Annotated in this window: 22 protein-coding genes; 14 read left to right on the top strand and 8 right to left on the bottom strand. The window is 40.9% G+C overall.

Features of this window, described 5'->3' with window-relative positions; translation table 11 throughout:
- Positions 1 to 3 precede the first annotated feature (3 nt).
- Positions 4 to 372: a flagellar basal body-associated protein FliL gene (locus L1D51_RS13970; RefSeq protein WP_371351978.1), complete on the bottom strand. Its 369-nt coding sequence runs from the start codon at positions 370 to 372 to the stop codon at positions 4 to 6.
- A gap of 201 nt (positions 373 to 573) precedes the next feature.
- On the opposite strand from L1D51_RS13970, the gene L1D51_RS13975 reads away from it, so the two are divergent.
- Complete coding sequence (locus L1D51_RS13975; protein WP_054560961.1) at positions 574 to 1,119, top strand: chorismate--pyruvate lyase family protein; 546 nt, start codon at positions 574 to 576, stop codon at positions 1,117 to 1,119.
- Positions 1,116 to 1,994, top strand: a complete 879-nt coding sequence (ubiA, locus tag L1D51_RS13980) for a 4-hydroxybenzoate octaprenyltransferase (protein ID WP_239963932.1) — start codon at positions 1,116 to 1,118, stop codon at positions 1,992 to 1,994. Before L1D51_RS13975 ends, ubiA begins: the two co-directional genes overlap by 4 nt.
- Here ubiA and L1D51_RS13985 read toward each other — a convergent pair whose 3' ends face one another.
- From L1D51_RS13985 to L1D51_RS14000, 4 genes are all read right to left on the bottom strand, one after another.
- The gene (locus L1D51_RS13985) at positions 1,995 to 2,615 is read right to left on the bottom strand and encodes a 2OG-Fe(II) oxygenase (RefSeq protein WP_054560959.1); all 621 of its coding nucleotides are present in this window, start codon (positions 2,613 to 2,615) and stop codon (positions 1,995 to 1,997) included.
- Positions 2,616 to 2,756: 141 nt separating this feature from the next.
- On the bottom strand, positions 2,757 to 3,644 hold the full coding sequence (locus tag L1D51_RS13990; protein ID WP_054560958.1) for a LysR family transcriptional regulator: 888 nt from the start codon (positions 3,642 to 3,644) through the stop codon (positions 2,757 to 2,759).
- A gap of 118 nt (positions 3,645 to 3,762) precedes the next feature.
- On the bottom strand, positions 3,763 to 5,289 hold the full coding sequence (locus L1D51_RS13995; protein ID WP_054560957.1) for a response regulator: 1,527 nt from the start codon (positions 5,287 to 5,289) through the stop codon (positions 3,763 to 3,765).
- A gap of 51 nt (positions 5,290 to 5,340) precedes the next feature.
- Positions 5,341 to 5,748, bottom strand: a complete 408-nt coding sequence (locus tag L1D51_RS14000) for a DUF2721 domain-containing protein (protein WP_054560956.1) — start codon at positions 5,746 to 5,748, stop codon at positions 5,341 to 5,343.
- 86 nt (positions 5,749 to 5,834) lie between these two features.
- Here L1D51_RS14000 and L1D51_RS14005 point away from each other — a divergent pair, with 86 nt between their 5' ends.
- From L1D51_RS14005 to tsaD, 3 genes are all read left to right on the top strand, one after another.
- Positions 5,835 to 6,200 carry a putative signal transducing protein gene (locus L1D51_RS14005; RefSeq protein ID WP_054560955.1) on the top strand — a complete coding sequence of 122 codons (366 nt, stop codon included), beginning with the start codon at positions 5,835 to 5,837 and terminating at the stop codon, positions 6,198 to 6,200.
- On the top strand, positions 6,184 to 6,774 hold the full coding sequence (locus L1D51_RS14010) for a YjaG family protein (protein ID WP_054551075.1): 591 nt from the start codon (positions 6,184 to 6,186) through the stop codon (positions 6,772 to 6,774). Before L1D51_RS14005 ends, L1D51_RS14010 begins: the two co-directional genes overlap by 17 nt.
- Positions 6,775 to 6,836: 62 nt before the next feature.
- A complete protein-coding gene (gene tsaD, locus L1D51_RS14015) occupies positions 6,837 to 7,850 on the top strand; it encodes a tRNA (adenosine(37)-N6)-threonylcarbamoyltransferase complex transferase subunit TsaD (RefSeq protein ID WP_054560954.1) in 1,014 nt (337 codons plus the stop codon).
- Between the two features lie 9 nt (positions 7,851 to 7,859).
- Here tsaD and plsY read toward each other — a convergent pair whose 3' ends face one another.
- A complete protein-coding gene (gene plsY, locus L1D51_RS14020; protein ID WP_082401545.1) occupies positions 7,860 to 8,462 on the bottom strand; it encodes a glycerol-3-phosphate 1-O-acyltransferase PlsY in 603 nt (200 codons plus the stop codon).
- Between the two features lie 228 nt (positions 8,463 to 8,690).
- On the opposite strand from plsY, the gene folB reads away from it, so the two are divergent.
- The 8 genes from folB (at position 8,691) to trmB (ending at position 14,846) form a co-directional block, all read left to right on the top strand.
- Positions 8,691 to 9,047, top strand: coding sequence for a dihydroneopterin aldolase (gene folB, locus L1D51_RS14025; RefSeq protein ID WP_055021570.1), 357 nt, complete (start codon positions 8,691 to 8,693; stop codon positions 9,045 to 9,047).
- Between the two features lie 2 nt (positions 9,048 to 9,049).
- A complete protein-coding gene (gene folK / locus L1D51_RS14030; protein ID WP_054560952.1) occupies positions 9,050 to 9,538 on the top strand; it encodes a 2-amino-4-hydroxy-6-hydroxymethyldihydropteridine diphosphokinase in 489 nt (162 codons plus the stop codon).
- Positions 9,535 to 10,338 (top strand): undecaprenyl-diphosphate phosphatase, encoded by an 804-nt coding sequence (locus tag L1D51_RS14035; RefSeq protein ID WP_054560951.1) that lies wholly within the window; start codon positions 9,535 to 9,537, stop codon positions 10,336 to 10,338. Before folK ends, L1D51_RS14035 begins: the two co-directional genes overlap by 4 nt.
- A gap of 160 nt (positions 10,339 to 10,498) precedes the next feature.
- Positions 10,499 to 11,842: a UDP-N-acetylmuramate:L-alanyl-gamma-D-glutamyl-meso-diaminopimelate ligase gene (gene mpl, locus L1D51_RS14040; protein WP_239963933.1), complete on the top strand. Its 1,344-nt coding sequence runs from the start codon at positions 10,499 to 10,501 to the stop codon at positions 11,840 to 11,842.
- Positions 11,843 to 11,864: 22 nt separating this feature from the next.
- The gene (locus L1D51_RS14045; RefSeq protein ID WP_054551081.1) at positions 11,865 to 12,488 is read left to right on the top strand and encodes a flavin prenyltransferase UbiX; all 624 of its coding nucleotides are present in this window, start codon (positions 11,865 to 11,867) and stop codon (positions 12,486 to 12,488) included.
- Positions 12,485 to 13,414 (top strand): ABC transporter ATP-binding protein, encoded by a 930-nt coding sequence (locus tag L1D51_RS14050; protein WP_055021568.1) that lies wholly within the window; start codon positions 12,485 to 12,487, stop codon positions 13,412 to 13,414. The genes L1D51_RS14045 and L1D51_RS14050 overlap by 4 nt, the downstream gene beginning before the upstream one ends.
- The gene (locus L1D51_RS14055) at positions 13,414 to 14,181 is read left to right on the top strand and encodes an ABC transporter permease (RefSeq protein WP_054560948.1); all 768 of its coding nucleotides are present in this window, start codon (positions 13,414 to 13,416) and stop codon (positions 14,179 to 14,181) included. The genes L1D51_RS14050 and L1D51_RS14055 overlap by 1 nt, the downstream gene beginning before the upstream one ends.
- On the top strand, positions 14,181 to 14,846 hold the full coding sequence (gene trmB, locus L1D51_RS14060) for a tRNA (guanine(46)-N(7))-methyltransferase TrmB (protein WP_239963934.1): 666 nt from the start codon (positions 14,181 to 14,183) through the stop codon (positions 14,844 to 14,846). The genes L1D51_RS14055 and trmB overlap by 1 nt, the downstream gene beginning before the upstream one ends.
- Here trmB and L1D51_RS14065 read toward each other — a convergent pair.
- Positions 14,843 to 16,693 (bottom strand): EAL domain-containing protein, encoded by a 1,851-nt coding sequence (locus L1D51_RS14065; protein ID WP_239963935.1) that lies wholly within the window; start codon positions 16,691 to 16,693, stop codon positions 14,843 to 14,845. The two genes, trmB and L1D51_RS14065, sit on opposite strands and share 4 nt — an antisense overlap.
- Positions 16,694 to 16,941: 248 nt before the next feature.
- On the opposite strand from L1D51_RS14065, the gene panP reads away from it, so the two are divergent.
- Entirely contained in the window at positions 16,942 to 18,570 is a 1,629-nt protein-coding gene (gene panP / locus L1D51_RS14070) for a pyridoxal-dependent aspartate 1-decarboxylase PanP (protein ID WP_055021565.1), read from the top strand.
- A 249-nt stretch (positions 18,571 to 18,819) separates the two neighbouring features.
- On the opposite strand, the gene argE is transcribed toward panP, so the two are convergent.
- A complete protein-coding gene (gene argE, locus L1D51_RS14075; protein WP_239963936.1) occupies positions 18,820 to 20,010 on the bottom strand; it encodes an acetylornithine deacetylase in 1,191 nt (396 codons plus the stop codon).
- Positions 20,011 to 20,052 lie beyond the last annotated feature (42 nt).

Consider the following 20,052-nt stretch of genomic DNA (forward strand, 5'->3'; position numbering starts at 1 on the left):
CAATTAATGATATAAATACTTAGTAAATAACACTTCTCGGACAATCTCTTGTCCTGTTTCTTGTTTTAGTAGTGCTTTTAGCTTTTCGGTGCAGCGCTTTCTGATTTCTTCGCGGCCGGTAAGCGATTTAATGTTTTCTTCAGGCTCTTTTGAGAGTATTTCAACAATCGCATCACGCAATAGTGGAGTGTGATGTTCTACGATTGCGATATCAGATAGATCATTGAGCATGAGATCCACCGTAATACGAACATAGCCAAGTTTTTTATTACCTTGACCTATGTAGTTAGTGATGATGTCAGGCTCAAAACCAAAGTAGCCAACATTTGATTCAGCGCGTACAGACCAACTTGTTGCAGTAACAAGTAGCATGCTTATCAAGTAAATTGATAACAATGATTTTTTCATAGTTAAGAATATTCCACCCTTTCAATGATTTTTAGTCTATACCCAAATTCACTTAAGATACAGGCTGTTCTGCGTTTTTTAACCCTGCTTGAGATTAAATCATGACTTTTTCGAAACGTGCAGCAGTGATATCATTTGCACGGTATTTAAAAATAATGAGTCGTTGTGATCACATTCCCAGTTTCATTAGCTGCAAATTGGCAGCCTGCTTCAGCATTTCCAGATTTGACGCAACAACAGCAAGGTTGGTTGCTTGAAGCTGGGTCATTAACAGCCAAGCTTAAAAGTCACTGTCAGGCTTTTTCAGTTGAAGTTTTAAACGAGGCGCCATTTGACCTAACCGCCGAGCAACAAGCGTTACTCAATACCTCTCTAAGTCAGGCATTAAATCGCGAAGTGTTACTTCTATGCGATGGTAAACCGATGGTTTATGCACAAAGCTGGTTGCCGGCAGATGATACATTAAAAAAGCAGCAGTTACTAAGTATGGGAACAAGGCCGCTTGGTGATGTTATTTTTCAAGACCCAAGCTTATCGCGCACAGAAATAGAAGTTGCTGAATTTTCACAGCAGCACGCTATCCAAGCTTTAACATCTGAAATTGGCTTCTCTTCACAACCATTGTGGGGAAGACGCAGTGTTTTTAGCTTATCTAATGCTCATTTTCTCGTGGCTGAAGTATTCTTACCTGGAGCGTATATTTACCTATGAAGCTAGCTGCACTTAAGGTCGCACATATACCTTACTATAAACAGTTAATGCGTACCGATAAGCCAATTGGCACCTTGTTGCTATTGTGGCCAACTTATTGGGCGCTGTGGCTTGCTGAGCTTGGCACACCGAGCTTATTAAATTTTGTGGTTTTTAGTTTAGGCGTCTTTGTGATGCGCAGTGCTGGGTGTGTAATTAATGACTTTGCCGATCGTAAAATAGATGGCTCTGTTAAGCGCACAGCCCAGCGACCGCTGGCTGCTGGTTTGGTATCAAGTGGTGAAGCTCTGAGCTTATTTGTATTGCTTATTGTGGTGGCGTTTGGTTTAGTATTAACACTAGGGTGGTCAACGATATTATTGTCGTTTGGTGCCTTAGCACTGGCGTTTTGTTATCCCTTTATGAAGCGCTACACGCAACTACCGCAAGTTGTGCTTGGTGCTGCATTCAGCTGGGCTATTCCAATGGCCTATATGGCATCGATTGGCTCAGTGCCATTAGAAGCCTGGCTACTATTTACCGCGAATCTTGTTTGGACTGTGGCTTATGACACCATGTATGCCATGGTTGATCGAGATGATGATTTAAAGATTGGCGTTAAATCAACAGCAATCTTGTTTGCCAGCTATGACAGACACATCATCTTTTTACTCAATGCCTTGTTTATTACGATCCTTGCTTACATAGGTACGAGTAATCACCTTGGCTTGCCTTATTGGCTGGGCTTAGCTGCAGCGGTTGGTTTTTTACTTTATCAACAAACGCTTATTCATAAACGAGAACGAGATCCTTGCTTCAAAGCGTTTTTGAATAACCATTATGTAGGGTTAGTGATTTTTATCGGTATAGCAGCATCCTTGCCACTGCCGTTTTAATTACCTTGGTGGGTCGATAATACCGCTGATTGAGGTATTTTTTCTGAACCAGCCCGCAATAGAGTAGCGTACATCGTTTGCGGGTAATACTTCATGCATAAAGCGTTCGCTTTCAAACATCACCAATAAGCCCGCTTGAGGTTTAATGACTATTTCAATGTCTTTACTTTTTGGTTTGTAGATCACCAATTCACCGCCAGACTCTGGCGTATTTAAGTAACAAACCGTTGTAAAAATGCGATTCGAACGGCCTTTGAAGGCATCATAGTGCTTTTTATAAAAGTCACCTTGTTGATACTTTGCATAATGGCATTCATAATCAAATAAGCCTAAATAGAAGCCACGATTTAACTGTGTCTTTATCGCTTCCATGGTCGCAAGATAAGTAATTTGTGCTTGGCTTGAGCTATCAAACCAAAAGGTTTTATCTTTACGCACGGTTTTATCTATTTGTTGGTCGTTTAATCGGCCAATACCTGCGGTATGGAAATGCGGGTTAATGCGATAGCAATCTGCAATTAAATCGGCAATTAAGCTTTCATCAATCGCGTTTTCAACAACAGCATATCCTGTACGTTCAATAGCATCTAAGTATGTGTCGGTAATAAGCGGTGCGGTCATTCATGTGCACAATCAAAAAAAGGTGCGTAAGTGTATATGAAAAATTGTGTGATGCACGCTTTTTATGCAGTAAAAAAATGAAGAAATAAAGGGGATTGGCTAGCCTGATTAATTACAGGCTAGCAGCATATAAAATAGCTTTTAGCTTTGGCTTGATAACGCCGTTTTTTCAATGAGGTCAAGTAAATGACTAACATGAGAATTCTCATTGATTTGTTGATTTGTTTGGATCACAAGCTGCTCGTGTGCGATACCTTTATTGGTTTTCAATAACAGTAAATCTGGGTCTGAAGAGACAATATTTGTGTGTTCAATACTGGCTATTGCGATGTGGTTTGACTTTTTAAGGCCATCCATTACTTGCTCAATACTACCTACTTTGATGCTTGATGTTTTATCAAAAGACTCGATAGCATCGTTTAGCATAGCTTGCACTTGTTTAGACTGTGAAAAACAGCTGTACATTGGGTAGTCTGCAAAGTCGCGTTTACTAATGTCGCTCTTATGCGCAAGTGGGTGGTTTTTAGCTACAAAAATAATCAGTTGATCAGGTAAATGTATATCACTACCAATGCTGTTCATTGCCTGAGAGCATACGCTAATATCAATTTCACCTAATTGCAGTTTACGTACAAGTTCACTTTGCTCTTGTAGTTGCATCTCTATTTTTACATGCGGATACTGCGCTAAAAATTGGCCGCAAGAAACAGGCACGACCGTGCTTGCTTTGTTGGTATAACCAATAACTAATTTTTCGTTAGTGCAACCGTTTAAAGATTCGAATAAACGCTTTTTGGTTTCTTCTAGATTGTCGAGGGTTTGTTTAGCGTACTCAAGAAAAAGTTCACCTTCTTTGGTTAACTTAACTGAGCGTGTAGAGCGGGTAACGAGCTCATAGCCAATTTCATCTTCGAGCGTCTGAATACTGCGAGTTAACGCTGAAGTGCTGATTTGGGTTTTTTCTGCAGCTTGTCGGAAATGCCTCAGCACCCCGAGCGCCACAAATTGTTCAAGTTGTTCAAATCTCACTTTAATAGTCCCTTGTTATAAGTAAGCCTTTTACGTCCAGGCAATATTATTATACTTCACGGTAGGCATAGTAAATTATTGTACCTATTTTGGGAAGTGTTTTACAGAAAAGTTACATCTAATCAGGATAACGGTCCTTAATCTCTAAGAAAAGTGGTAAATTTTCAAGTAATAAGTCGACTAGAATTGGATCAAAATGTTTCGCGCGCTGATCTTTTATGAGAGTTAACGCCTCTTCTAATGGCCATGCCTTCTTATAACAACGGTCGCTGCAAAGGGCGTCAAACACATCGGCGAGGGCGGTTATGCGGCCAACTATATTAATATCGTCTGCCATTAAACCTTGCGGATACCCTGAACCATCCCACTTTTCATGATGCTGGTAAGAAATTAAAGCACCGCATGTCAATATCTCGTTACTTGAGTTTTTTAATATTTCATAGCCGATTTCTGCATGGGTTTTCATTATTTCCCACTCATCATCAGTGAGTTTACCCGGTTTATTCAATATGCTGTCTGGAATGCTGATTTTACCAATGTCATGTAGTGGTGAAGCAAGCTTAATTATTTCACATTGAAATGGATTAAGCTCTGAAAGTTGAGCAAGTAACTCACTATATAAAGCAACACGTTTAACGTGAGAGCCGGTTTCTTTAGAGCGTTTTTCTACTGCTTCTCCAAGAATGTACGACAGCTCTTTTTGCGACTCTTTTACCATTTCTCTGAGTTTTAAATTATCGTAAGCAAGCGCGATATTGTTGGCATAAAACTCTAACAGTTGATGTTCTGTGGCCTGTAACTTACTGCCTTTATGAACATAAAGCATGGTTTCAAGGCCGGCTTTGGTAGGGAAGTAACCAATATAATCATTACTTGTTTTTAGTGATGATTTTCGCTCATGTGCATCTATAAATAAGTTTTTTACTTCATCAGGAATGGTGTTTTGCTGTGGTGTGGGGCCTACACCTGAGGCTGCAAGCAATTGAAAATCTTTTGCTGGTGACGATTGTAGATTAACGGCTGCAGCACAATAAATTTGCGTGTCATTAATGCCCATCACGTTAGTGACATGGCTTAAAATTGTTGAAGCAAATTCATGAACACTGTCACATTTTAAAAAGTTAGCGGACGCGTTGATGATCTGCTCAAGACCATGCTTGTGCCGGTCTATAATTTGAATATCTCGGTGTGCTCTTAACGCGGAGTAAAGCAAGGTTTTAATTTTAATCGCGGTGAGCTCAGTTTTGTTTTTATAATCGTTAATGTCGTAGTCGCGGATAATCGCTTCTTCTGGGGCTTCACCTGGCTGACCTGTGCGAAGAATTAAACGAATATCGTGGTTTTCTATTTCATCGCGAATGTATTGAATAAGCTCAAGACCAGCATGGTTGGTTTCCATAACCACATCAACTAGAGCAACAGAAAAGGGAATATCTTTTTTTAAAAACTCTTTTGCTTCGGCCGCAGAGTAGGCGTCATAAAAGCGCAGACCTTTATTTTCGAAAGTGAAGCCAGCTAATACTAGTTTCGTAACTTGATGGATATCTTCTTCATCATCAACAACAAGAATATGCCAGTATTCAGGCTCTTCAGTTTCTAAATTATTTTCTTCTAACTGTTCTTCAGAAAATAAGAAATCATCCACAAAAACACCACTTATTGTTGTATCTCATACAATAAGTATAGAGGCAGAAATTTACTCTGCCTTATCTGAAACTGGTTTTTTTTCGATATTCTTTAATTCGATTTCAATAGCATCACAAGAAATGTGGATCTCATACAAAGAGGTGAGAAGTGATAAGGCTAAGCAAGCGAGGCTGATACCAAATAAAATGATTCCTGTAGTATTAAACTCTATAAATAATGCAAACATTGATAAGGTACACATCAGAAAAGAGGCAACACCATAAACCTGCATCACCCGAATGAGTTTAATGCGTTTTCTTAAATTGGTAATTTGTGCAACAACTAATGGGCGGATACTTTCCCCTTCACGTGCATTGAGTTCTCTAATAAGTTGAGCAAGCACCAAAAAACGGTTGGTGTAAGCAAGTAACAGTAAAGAAATTGCTGGGAATAACAATCCCGGTGTTGTTAAAGTCATGTGGCTACCTTGAAATAAGCATTGCAGCGAAGTTAGTTGCTAGCGTAGTTTAGGATTTAAAGATAGAAAAGTAAAAGGGAAGTGATTTGCAAAACAATAATTTAAATCAACCTGCTAAGCAGGACCCATTCGCTTGGGTGAAAGTGTTTCAGGCTGAAAATGGCTTAGAAGCCAACATTATTAAAGGGCTTTTAAAAAGTAAAGGGATCGAATCGCAACTGCAAGGTGAGCTTTTACAAGGGGCGCTTGGGGAGATCCCATTTGAACAAACAGGGGTCGATATACTCGTTTACGCATTAAAAGAGCGCCAGGCGCAAGAAATATTGCTAAACTACCGGCAATTAAAACAATCGGCTCCTGACTGGGTATGCCCTAAGTGTCATGAGCTTAACGGAGCAACATTTGAAATATGTTGGTCTTGTGGGACTGTAAAGAATGACGAAAGCGAATAATTTTCAACGTATTAGAGAATTAAACTATTTGCAAAAAGCGGTATTAGGTGGCGCATTACTTGAGCGTATGCTGCCTAATTACAGCTTATTTAGTGAAGCAACAGGGTTTGGTGACGCTGCGGTTTTTCGTAGCGCATTAAGTGTCTGCTGGGAAAAAATCTTACTACCAAAAAGTAAAATCAGCCTTGAAAAGCAAATTGAAAAAATAGAGCCGAATGTGCCTGAGTTAACTGACTTTGACATGTTCGGGACTTATCCCGCAATCGATACAGCAACCGCTTTGCTTGGCATGTTGCACGGTTTGATAGCTAAAGATGAACAAGAGTTTTTAAATATTAGTAAAATTTCACAAGCTTCAGTGGCTCGTTTCATTGAATATCAACTAACAGTGGATGGTGAAATTGCTGATAACAAAGCTGTTCGTGAACACCCTTTAATGCAGTATGAAATTGATGTGCTTGCAGAGCTTATTGATTTTGTAGAGCAAATGGGCCGAATTACCTCAGAGAACGTAAAAGAGCTTAAGCAACTTGCTGTATCTGACGGCCAAACCAACATCGGTATTGCAATTTAATATTCAGTAATGCGTATTTTCACTGTAAAATACGCGTTTGTTTTTTCTTGGCGGAGTAATTGATGCGAATTTTAGGTATTGAATCATCATGTGATGAAACGGGTATTGCCATTTATGATGATGAACAAGGCTTATTAGCACATCAACTGTATAGCCAAGTAAAAGTGCATGCCGATTACGGCGGTGTGGTACCTGAGCTTGCGTCACGCGATCACGTACGTAAAACCTTACCTTTGATTGATGCTGCTTTTGCACAAGCTGGTTGTGGCCCAGAAGACTTAGATGGCATTGCTTACACCGCAGGCCCTGGACTTGTTGGTGCACTCCTTGTGGGAACTTCTATTGGTCGCTCATTGGCCTATGGTTGGAATATTCCTGCTGTTGCTGTTCATCATATGGAAGGCCACCTACTTGCGCCAATGCTTGAAGAGGACAAACCGGAATTTCCGTTTATCGCACTACTGGTTTCTGGCGGTCATACTATGATGGTTAAAGTATCTGGCATTGGTGAATACGAAGTGCTGGGAGAGTCAGTTGATGACGCTGCCGGTGAAGCATTCGATAAAACCGCGAAGTTATTAGGTCTTGATTATCCAGGTGGCCCACGTCTAGCAAAACTTGCGGAGCAAGGTACGCCTGAGCGTTTTGTATTCCCACGTCCGATGACAGATAAACCAGGCTTAGATTTTAGTTTTAGTGGCTTAAAAACAGCGGCATCGCTTGCGATTCGTGATAGCGATGATGACGAACAAACCAAAGCTGATATTGCTCATGCATTCCAAACAGCGGTAATTGATACCCTAATCATTAAATGTAAACGTGCATTAAAGCAAACAGGTATCAAACGTTTAGTGATTGCCGGTGGTGTAAGTGCAAACGTGCAATTGCGTGCTCAACTTGAGCGAGTAATGCAAGGCATGAAAGGGCGCGTGTATTACCCGCGCACAGAGTTTTGTACAGATAACGGCGCTATGATTGCTTATGCTGGTATGCAGCGTTTGAAAGCAGGTCAGTTTGCTAGCCTCGATATGAAAACTAAGCCGCGCTGGCCTATTGATTCACTCGAAGCACTTTAATTTATAGCACTATTCCTGCTCTGGGGCTTTTTTCTTAGCCCCTACTTTAGGTTCTTCCCCCGCCATCAAACGAGTAATATTTGCTCTGTGACGGAAAATTATTAACACGGTCAAAAAGGTAACTGGCAAGGTATACAAAGGTTTTATCCACCATGTATAAAGAGGCGCTAAAGAAACCGTAACCAGTGCCGCAAGCGATGAATAACGTGTGATAGCAACAATTAAGATCCAAGTTGCAATCAACATCCCACCTAGCGATAAACCAATGGGTAATAACGTGCCAAAAGCGGTCGCGACGGCCTTACCACCTTTAAAGCTAAAAAACAGCGGATACATATGCCCTAAACAGGCTGCCACACCAATTAAACCTAGCATTAGTGGGTCTATTTTTAAAAAGTAGGCACCCCAAACAGGGATGGTTCCTTTTAAAATATCAAAGACAAGAACTAAAACAGCGGGGACTTTACCACCTAGGCGATAAACATTTGTAGCACCCGGGTTATTCGATCCATGACTGCGTGGGTCTGGTAGTTTAAACAGCCGTGATACAAGGATAGCGGAAGAGACCGATCCCAGTATGTAAGCTAAAACTAACATTAAAACTTCTAACACGCGCTTCCTTATTTTTTAATCTGCACTTTTGGGCTATCATTGGCGGCAAAACCATCTGCCGCTCTCATCGAGTAGAATGTAAGCACCTTATTGCAATGCATCTATCCGTTATTGTAGGGGTAATTTTTATATATTAAAACAGTATGACAGCTTATATAGCGCATTATTGTTATCAATAAGCGTTTAGTATGAGGAGTTGTTTTAATATTCATGTCACTTGGAGTATCAATGGACAAGGTATATATATCACAACTACATGTAGACACCATTATTGGCGTGTATGATTTTGAAAAAGAAAGTAAACAAAGCCTGTATTTTGATATCGAAATGTTATGTGATATTTCTGCCGCAGCGGCAACTGATGATATAAATTTAGCACTTGATTACGCCAAAGTGAGTGAGCGAGTGATTGAACACACAACGGCAAAACCAGTTGAGTTACTTGAAACTTTAGTTGAGCAATTAGCTGCCATTATTTTAGCTGAGTTTGCTACTAACCAAGTCACTATACGTGTTAGTAAACCAGCCGCAGTGCCACAAGCGCAAACTGTGGGAGTTGAGATCACCCGTCGTAAGGCAAACTAACCATGGCGCAAATTTTTATAAGCTTAGGCTCTAATGTCAATAAAGAGCATTATCTTCGACAAGCGCTTATTGCCTTAAAGCCTCACTTTCCAGACTTTATACATTCGTCTGTTTATGAAAGTGAAGCGGTGGGGTTTGCAGGTAGTAATTTTTATAATTCAGTGGTCGCAGCAAAAACAGATATGCCATTAGCTGAACTATGTAAACTACTGAAAAAAATTGAACTTGATAATGGCCGCACTCGTGAGGATAAAAAGTTTAGTCCTCGCACATTAGACCTTGATTTATTGTTTTATGATGACATTATCTGTGATTCGCCTGCGCAATTACCGCGGGATGAAATAACCAAAAATGCGTTTGTATTGCAGCCTCTAGCTGAAATTGCTCCTGATTTTTATCACCCCGTAGCTAAGCTAACCTTGGCTGAGTTATGGAATAATTATAACAACCCACAACAAAAACTATGGAAGGTGGAGTTTTCTAACCCATGAGTATTATTGAGATAATTGTTTTAGCCTTAATTCAAGGATTGACTGAGTTTTTACCTATTTCGAGCTCAGCACATTTAATTTTACCCTCACAAGTTTTAGGTTGGCACGACCAAGGCTTGGCATTTGATGTTGCGGTACACGTAGGTACGCTAGGTGCTGTGGTACTGTATTTTCGTAAAGAAGTGGTGGATATTCTCGGTGCGTGGTTTAAATCGTTTGGTTCACAAGGCGCAACCGATGATAGTCGTTTAGGCTGGTGGATTATTGTTGCGACCATTCCAGCATTATTAATTGGTTATTTATTTAAAGATTTTGTGGAAAGCTACTCGCGTAATGCCTGGGTTATTGCTACTTCAACCATCGTATTTGGTTTGTTACTTTGGTATGCCGATGTAAAAGCAAAGCAAGTTAAGAATATTTACCAAGTAAACTTTTTCAGTGCGCTTTTATTAGGCTTCTCGCAAGTACTCGCTATGGTATTTCCTGGCACATCCCGTTCAGGTATTACCATTACTGTGGGCTTAATGCTGGGTCTAAACAAGCAAAGCGCTGCACGTTTTTCGTTTTTAATGTCGATTCCGGTTATTGCCGCAGCTGGTTCATATTATGTATATCAGTTGGCTACAGCGGGCGAGGCAATTGATTGGCATGCAATTCTATTAGGCGCAGGTTTATCATTTGTATCGGCTTATGCATGTATTTTCTTTTTCTTAAAAGTGATTGAGCGCATGGGCATGATGCCATTTGTTATCTATCGCTTACTATTAGGTGTCGGTTTGTTTGCATTCTTAATGCTGTAAAATAGGCTTTAAACTTAATTAAAAAACACCTCAAGTTGAGGTGTTTTTTTATGTTGGCAATTTGGCAATACTCTAATGCCGTGTAGTAATGGTAAGTAAAGCTTATATTTGGCATTATAACGCCTTACTTATCTCTTATTCATTTTGCTCAGGACAGTAGATGCATATTCACATTCTTGGAATTTGTGGCACCTTTATGGGTGGTATTGCCGCAATCGCTAAATCGTTAGGTCACACAGTGACAGGCTCTGATCAAAATGTGTACCCGCCGATGAGCACGCAATTAGAAGAGCTAGGAATTACACTCACCCAAGGTTATGACGTTGCCCAACTAGAACCCGCGCCAGATATGGTGGTGATTGGTAATGCTATGAGCCGAGGCAACCCTTGCGTTGAATACGTTCTTGATAAAGGCTTGCCTTATACTTCTGGTCCAGAATGGTTAAAGCATAATTTACTGCAAAACTCTTGGGTGTTGGCTGTGGCCGGAACACACGGCAAAACGACTACAGCCAGTATGCTGGCATGGTTACTAGAATACGCAGGAATGAAACCGGGCTTTTTAATTGGTGGTATCGTACAAAACTTTGGTGTGTCTGCCCGTGTAGGCGAAACGCCATTTTTTGTTATTGAAGCCGACGAATACGACACGGCGTTTTTCGATAAACGCAGTAAATTTGTTCATTACTTACCGCGCACCTTAATTCTAAATAATCTTGAATTTGATCATGCTGATATTTTTGAAGATTTAAACGCGATAAAGAAACAATTTCACCACTTGATGCGTACATTACCCTGTAGTGGCAAAGTGATTTGGCCAAGCCAAGACGAAGCACTACAAGATGTGATTGAGCGTGGCCTTTGGAGCGAAAGTGAAACACTGGAGGGTGATTGGGATTACCGTTTACTAAAAGCTGATGGTAGTGAATTTGAAGTACTACTAAATTCACAAGTGCAAGGTGTTGTCAGTTGGCAAGCTATGGGCGAGCACAATGTCAAAAATGCCATTATGGCCATTGCAGCAGCCAGACACGTAGGCATCGCGGTATCAGTCAGTATTGCAGGCTTAACTGAGTTTATCTCTCCTAAGCGCCGTATGGAGCTTAAAGCCGACGTTAACTCAATAAAAGTGTATGACGATTTTGCTCATCATCCAACGGCAATTAAAACGACCTTAGCAGGGCTACGTGCAAAAGTAGGCACTGATAAGATAATTGCTATTTTAGAGCCTCGTTCAAACACCATGAAAATGGGCGTGCATCAACAAACCCTGATTGATTCACTCGATGCAGCAGATGATGTGTATTTATTTGAGCCAGAAAATTTAAGCTGGTCGCTTAAAGAATATGCAGACAAAGCAGGTATGCATTGCATGAAAAGCACTGAGGAAATCATTACTCAGGTTGTTGGCAACAGTGCGCCGTCACAGCATATTTTAATTATGAGTAATGGTGGTTTTGAAGGTATTCATCAGCGTTTAATCACAGCCCTTGAGCAAAACTAACCAGTATACGGAGCTTAACTGTATGCAATTTAAAGATAAAATAACGTTAGCTTTTAGCGGTGCTTCAGGTGCTCCCTATGGCTTACGGTTACTAGAGGTATTACTTGAGCAGCAGTTTCAGGTGTATGTATTGATCTCAAGTGCGGCAAGAGTGGTCTTTGATACAGAATCGAATATCAAACTTTCGGGTAATGAAGACAAAGCGACAGAGCAGCTTAGTACACTTTTTAATGCCGCTCCTGAGCAACTAAAAGTATTTGGTAAAGACAACTGGTTTAGTCCTGTTGCATCTGGTTCAGCCGCGCCGAAAAAAATGGTGGTGTGCCCTTGTAGTGCAGGTTCAGTATCTGCAATTGCGGTCGGCGCATCAGATAACTTACTCGAACGCGCTGCTGACGTGGTCATTAAAGAGCGTGGGCAGCTGATTTTAGTCCCGCGTGAAACGCCATTTAGCGAAATCCACCTTGAAAACATGCTGAAGCTAGCACGACTAGGCGTAACTATTATGCCTGCGGCACCGGGGTTTTATCATCAACCAGAGCAGATTTCAGATTTGGTTGATTTTATGGTGGCGCGAATTTTAGATCATTTAAACATTGAACATACTTTGACGAAACGTTGGGGTTATGGAGAGGGCAAACAGTGAGCGAAAAAACGATCGCATTAAATATTGAAGGCCTAAAAAAGGTTTATAAAAATGGTGTTGAAGCCGTAAAAGGCATTGATTTACAAGTTCAGCAAGGCGATTTCTTTGCTTTACTTGGACCAAATGGTGCCGGTAAATCAACCACTATTGGTGTTATCTCATCGTTAGTGAATAAAAGCGCAGGCCGCGTACAGGTATTTGGTCACGACATTGATACAGACCTTGAAGCTGCTAAGTCTGAACTTGGCTTAGTACCGCAAGAGTTTAATTTCAGTCAGTTTGAAACACTAAATCAAATTTTGGTTAACCAAGCAGGCTATTACGGTGTACCAAGAAAGCTGGCGCATGAGCGTGCTGAAAAATACTTAAAGCAACTAGGTTTATTTGAGAAAAAAGATAAACAAGCGCGCACCCTTTCAGGCGGTATGAAACGCCGTTTAATGATTGCTCGTGCACTGATGCATGAACCTAAATTACTCATTTTAGATGAACCAACAGCGGGTGTTGATATTGAGCTACGCCGCTCTATGTGGGATTTTCTTCGCGAGATTAATAAGCAAGGTGTGACCATTATTTTGACCACCCATTATCTAGAAGAAGCTGAGCTGTTATGTAAAAACATCGCGATTATCGACAGTGGTGTGATTGTTGAAAACACCACCATTAAAGCCTTACTTGCCAAGCTTGATAAAGAAACTTTCGTACTTGATTTAAAGCAACCAGTGCAGCCAATTAGCATTGAAGGTTACCAATACACACTGACCGATGATCACACTTTAGAAGTTGAAGTGGCGAAGTCTCAGGGCTTAAACCAGGTGTTTAGTGCGCTGACTGAACAAGGTAATACTGTGCTGAGTATGCGAAATAAAGCAAACCGTTTAGAAGAGCTGTTTGTAGGGTTATTAGAACAAGGGCGAGGCGAATAATGTTTAGATATGGAGTAGCGCTAAAAAGTATTTGGATCAAAGAGTGTATTCGCTTTTTACGTATTTGGGTGCAAACCTTAGTTCCGCCGGCAATCACGATGAGCCTGTACTTTGTGATTTTTGGTAATCTGATAGGTTCTCGTATCGGTGATATGGGTGGCTTTAGTTATATGGAGTTTATTGTCCCGGGTCTGATTATGATGTCGGTGATCACCAACTCTTACTCGAATGTTGCCTCGAGTTTTTATTCGACTAAATTTCAAAAAAGCATTGAAGAGCTCTTAGTTGCACCAGTGCCAAACTACATCATTGTACTTGGCTACATGGGCGGTGGTATGACACGAGGTATGCTGGTTGGTTTAATTGTTACCTGTGTCTCTTTGCTATTTGTTGATATTCAAATTCATAATATTTTTGTGATTATGGCTACGGTTATTTTAACGTCGGCTGTATTTGCGTTAGGCGGACTTATCAATGCAATTTATGCTAATAGCTTTGATGATATTAGTATTATCCCGACCTTTATTTTAACGCCGCTGACTTATCTCGGTGGGGTGTTTTACTCTATCACCTTGTTGCCAGAATTTTGGCAAGGCGTATCGCAAGTAAACCCAATTATTTATATGGTGAATGCATTTAGATATGGTTTCTTAGGTGTGTCTGATGTCGACTTATCGGTAGCATTTGGTGTACTTGGTTTATTTATTGTGGGTTTATTTACGTTAGCATTAACCCTTATTAAACGTGGTGTGGGGCTTAGACACTAATGACGGATGCAAATTCGAGAAGTATTGTATCGAATCAACATAGCTTACATGAAAAGCTAGACGAAATTGTTTTAAAGCACCTAAGTGCTGAATTTAAAAAGCCGATTGCAGAGCATACGCAAGCGGCTTTTGATCAGGTAAACGAAAAGGTGCAGGCATTTAACGGGCCTATTATTCTTGATTCGTGTTGTGGTGTGGGTGAAAGCACCGCTAACTTAGCTAAACGTCACCCTGATGCATTGGTGATTGGTATTGATAAGTCATCACATCGTTTAGATAAGCATGATATCGAGTACAAGCAAACAGATGCAGGGCAGTACATTTTAGTACAAGCTGATTTAAACGATTTTTGGCGCTTAGCAGTGGCTGCAAACTGGCAACCTAGTCATCATTACCTGTTGTATCCAAATCCTTGGCCAAAAGCAAAGCACTTGCAAAGACGCTGGCACGGTGCTGCAATTTTTCCGTATATCGTTAAATTAGGCGGCCGCTTAGAGCTGAGAAGCAACTGGGATATATACGTAAAAGAGTTTGCCCGCTCATTAGAGCTTGCAGGGCATAAGTGCGATGTTGAGCTATATGAAAGCGATATTGCAATTACCCCATTCGAACGTAAATATTGGGCCAGTGGTCAACAAAGTCACCGTTTGGTGATCAACCTTTAATGAATATAGGGGGTCGGTGGTGCAAAATGACTCCCTTGCATTAAAGTAACACCCGCTCGAGCAAGCGCGTCAGCTATTTGTTCGTTATCAACTTGCTCAGCAATTACATCTAACTTTAATTGCTGAGCATATTTCACCAAGTTTTCAATAAACAGATAGTTATCAGTATTGGTATGAATTTGGCTCACCAACCCTTTATCTAGCTTCAAACCATCAATTTCTAGCTTCCTAATGTGGGGTAAGTTTGAAAAGCCCGCGCCGAATTCATTGATAATAACCTGAGCACCTTTATTTTTTAGGGTGTTAATAAAGGTTTTTACTTCACTAAAGTAAGCAATGGCATCACGCTCATAAAACTGAAAAATAATATTATGGGGCTGCGGATAGCGCCTAAGTTGTAACTCTAAAAACTCGCTTAAGCTTGGGTCGAGAATATCTTGTGCGGTAATGTTGATACTCCATCGCACATTGGTTTTTCTAAACTGCTCAATGCAGCGAGTAAACATGGTGCGCCTTAAAAGACCGTCCATACGTGAGCGCTTTAGCACCATCATAAAGTAATCTGGCGCATGAATACGACCCGTGGCACTGGCCATTCTGGCTAGGCATTGATAATGGTCAATGTGTTTGCTTTGGTTATTATAGACCGCTTGAAAGTAAGGTACGATACGGTTGTTATCGAAGGCTTCTTTTACTTCTTTGGCAAGCGTAACATTGCTTCTAAACTTCTCTTCAACCTGCTTAAACACATTTTCATAACGTACAATACGCTGATTATTTAGCTTTGCTTGTTGCAGCGCAACATGGGCATTTTCAATCAGCATTAATTTATTACCTGTAGCAATACCTGCATACAAGCTCACGTAGATATAAGGCTCTTTTAACGCAGGAATAGCATAGTTAAAAGCATTAATAACATCATCGATATTACGCTCATCACTATGCGTTCGTAATAGCGCAATTTTATTAGTTGCTAATCGATAAACAAACCCTTCGCTAGGCATCCTTGATTGAAAATAGCTAAGCAAGTTAGCCATTACTTTGTCGCTCACTTCAGTGCCATAAAAACTGCTAATATCTTCTAACTCATTAATGGCAATAACTGCTAGCTCCATACGGTATTTGGTGGTTTTCTTTATGTAGTATTCCAGTGCGACGTGGTTCGCAAAGCCGGTGCGGGCATCTGTTGAGAGGGAGCGTTTTAGTTGTAAAAAATACAGCCCAGCAATTAGCGCTGCAATAAAGAAAAAGAAACAGCCTGTGATCATTGCACGGGTCACACTGTGCTGCAGTTGCTGATTTAAGTCACTAATGGTTATGTCGGCACCAGTTATATAGGTGTGACCATTATCATCAACAAAAGTGACAAAGATGCTTTTAAAATAGCCCCATTGATCTTTTGATACCTCAAATACCGGCTCTGTTGAAAAAAAAGCTTCTTTGTTAAGTTCTGTCGCTTCGGGGTAGGCATCTAGAAACTGTGTTACGCGGCCATTGTTTTGATCTTTTTGCGTGTAACTCGACGCACTAAAGTAGACTTTGCCGTCGCGCAGTACCATTGCGTACACATAGGCAAGCTGCATTTGTTTTGCATACTCAGATAGGGCTCGGCTTTTGTCTTTATATATTGCCGAAGAGATTGGTAAGCCCGCATTAACTATATTGTGATAGTCATCACCTAGGATATGTTTGACACTGACCGCAGCATTAAGCAGTTTGGTATCGATATTCTCCATGATCTCACTACGCGTGGTTTCATAGGTGTAATAGATATAGCCAAATAAGCTAATAAAAAATGCGGCGAAGCCATATAGCAGCCAGCTGGTTTTTTGCATTCCTTTGGGCATAGAGGTTCCCTTTGCAGTTATCGTTTGATTATACTCAAAAAAAGCGTGTCTGATAGTATAAAATGACTGCAAATTTCATTAACTGATCACTTTTTTGTCATCGAAATTAGCGCTTTTTTGCTTTATGCGAGACATTTTCGTGATATTCCAGTAAAGTTAGCCAATTTCGTAGAAACAGTGCCGCAAAAGTGCTTACCTAGATGTCCCATCATCGGGTGCATTTTTAGCTGCTAATTATGGGTATTAGGATGGATCAAAAGCGTTGTGCCGTCGCCTCTAAAGAAAGCTTGATTCGTATTTTTACGGTGCCAGAAGCACCAGACTCGACATTAAGTAAAATCGAATCTGAAATTTCTAGCAACTTAGCTGGGTTCTTAAATGAGAACATAGCTGCTATCGAAAAGCCTTTGCACGAAATTGAAAAAGACTTTCAAACGGCTACTATTCCAGAAGAGCCGACCTTTGTATCTGACTATGCTCAAGACATTATGGAGCAGTTGGTTGCTCATTCTGTTCATACCGCTGCGCCGAGCTTTATTGGCCATATGACCTCAGCATTACCGCATTTTGTGTTACCGCTGTCTAAGTTAATGGTCGGTCTTAACCAAAACCTAGTAAAAATTGAAACTTCAAAGGCATTTACGCCTCTTGAAAGACAAGTTTTGGGCATGATGCATCACCTTGCATATGGAGAAGACGACAGCTTTTATAGTAAATGGATGCACAGTGCGAAAACGTCATTAGGCGCATTTTGTTCAGGTGGCACTGTTGCTAACATTACTGCACTATGGATTGCCCGCAACCGTTTATTAAAAGCGGATGGTGACTATAAAGGTATTGCTGCACAGGGTTTAATCGCTGGAATGCTGCATTATGGCTATAAAGGCTTAGCTGTGCTTGTTTCTGAGCGAGGCCATTACTCATTAGGCAAAACCGTTGATTTACTGGGTATTGGTCGCGATAACATTGTCGCAATTGCAACCGCCGAAAATAATAAAGTCGATGTTGATGCGATGCGTAAAAAGGCTCATGAGCTTGAAGCCTCTGGCATTAAGGTAATGGCACTCGTGGGTGTTGCTGGGACGACTGAAACAGGCAGTATAGATCCACTAAATGAAATGGCTGATTTGAGCGAAGAACTTGGCTGTCATTTTCATGTTGATGCTGCATGGGGTGGTTCAACCTTATTATCTTCAAATTACCGCCACCTATTGAGCGGTATCGAACGCGCTGATTCAATAACCATTGATGCACACAAACAAATGTATGTACCAATGGGGGCTGGTCTGGTGTTATTTAAAGACCCAGCTGCGACGGATGCTATTGAGCATCATGCGGAATATATTCTTCGTAAAGGCTCAAAAGATTTAGGCAGTCATACCCTTGAGGGCAGCCGCCCTGGTATGGCAATGTTAGTGCATGCTTGCTTACGTGTTATTGGCCGTAAAGGCTACGAGATGCTAATTGATCGCAGTATCGTGAAAGCACGCACTTTTGCCGACATGATCAAGCAGGATGAAGACTTTGAGTTAATCTCAGAGCCTGAGCTTTGCTTATTAACCTATCGTTATGTACCAAAAGAAATCCAAGCGAAGCTTAAAGATGCTGACGAAGAAACGAAATTAGATATTTACGCTTCATTGAATCGCTTTACTGCAAGCATGCAAAAACGTCAGCGTGAAGCGGGTCGTTCTTTTGTATCGCGTACACGTTTAACACCTGCAAAATATGACCATCAACCTACCGTGGTATTTCGTGTTGTATTAGCTAACCCGTTAACCTCTAAAGCAATTCTAAAAGATATTTTAGCGGAGCAAAAAGAGTTGGCGAAAACTGATCCGGTATTTAAAAAGTACTTGAGTAAGTACATGGATTAGAAAAGGGAGCGTGATGCTCCCTTTTATTATACCCAAGCCACCTCAAGATGCAGAATTCAGCGTTTCACAGGTGCTTAATATCAAGGCGTTACTTTGCAAGAATGGTAGTCCCTTTTAAGAAGTAACAACGATGAGAGTAAGTGCCTGTGAAGCGCCCGAAGGGTTGGTTTAAAAGCGATTTATACTGCGTTATTGATTTTAAAAATAGAACCACTATTACTTGCAATCAATGCCTTGTCTAAATCGCTTTTAATTCCAACTGAAACTCGCATCTTGAGGTGGTTTGGGTATATTACTAAAGCAGCTTGCTTTAATCATGTCACTGATAATCGCTTGCGAAGGTTTTATTTTTTCCATCGCCAAAAACTCATCTGGCTGGTGGGCTTGGTTAATTGAGCCGGGCCCCATGACGATGGTTTCACAGCCAAGCTGTTGAATGAAAGGAGCTTCTGTACAATAGTTTACAGCGACAGCTGGTTGACCTGAGACTTTTTCGGCCAGCTTTACAAGTGCTGTATCAGTGCTACCACTAAATGCTGGGATAGGTTCATGCATGTCGATAACGCTCACTGCATTTGGGTATTGGGCATTAATCTCTTCTGCGGCTGTTAGCAAAATCGCTTGTAGTTCTTGCACACTTAAACCAGGTAAAGGCCGCATATCAATGTGCATTTCACAGCAGCCACAAATGCGGTTGGCATTATCGCCACCATGGATATGGCCAAGGTTTAAAGTCGGGTACGGAATTTTAAAGTGCTCAACTGAATATTTATTCTTTAATTCTTCTTTGATGATTAACAACTTTGTAATCATTTTATGCATGACTTCGATGGCGTTTAAACCACGTTCAGGATCAGAGCTATGGCCTGAGCGACCAATTACTCGAATGGCTGTACTCATATGACCTTTATGAGTAAATACCGGTGTCATATCAGTTGGCTCACCAATGATGCAGCGCGCTGGTTTTAAGTCTGGGTGGCGGCAAATTTGTTGTGCACCCGCCATTGTGGTTTCTTCATCGGCTGTGGCTAAAATTAAAAGTGGCTCTGTTTGCTTGGTAGCATCAAGCTCACTAATTGCTTGCAATACAAAGGCAAAAAAGCCCTTCATATCAATACTACCTAAACCATAAAGTTTATTGTCATGCTCGCTGAGTTTAAACGGATCGTAGTTCCAGCGGCTATCATCAAATGGCACAGTATCAGTATGACCTGCAAGCATTAAACCGCCATCTCCTTCACCGCGTTTCGCTAATAAGTTGTAACGGCCTTTACCGTTTTCAAGCTCTGTGATTTCACATGTAAAACCCAGGCTTTCACACCAGTCTGCGAGCAAGGTAATAACCCCTTTATTGCTCATGCACAAAGAATCTTCAATCGCACTAATTGAAGGGGCAGCAATCAGCTGCTGATACATAGATATAAAAGAGGGTAGCGACATAAAAAAATCCAAAAATAATTATTCAATCTAATTGCATAACAA

The sequence above is a fragment of the Pseudoalteromonas shioyasakiensis genome, from assembly GCF_022398475.1.
Lineage (GTDB): Bacteria > Pseudomonadota > Gammaproteobacteria > Enterobacterales > Alteromonadaceae > Pseudoalteromonas.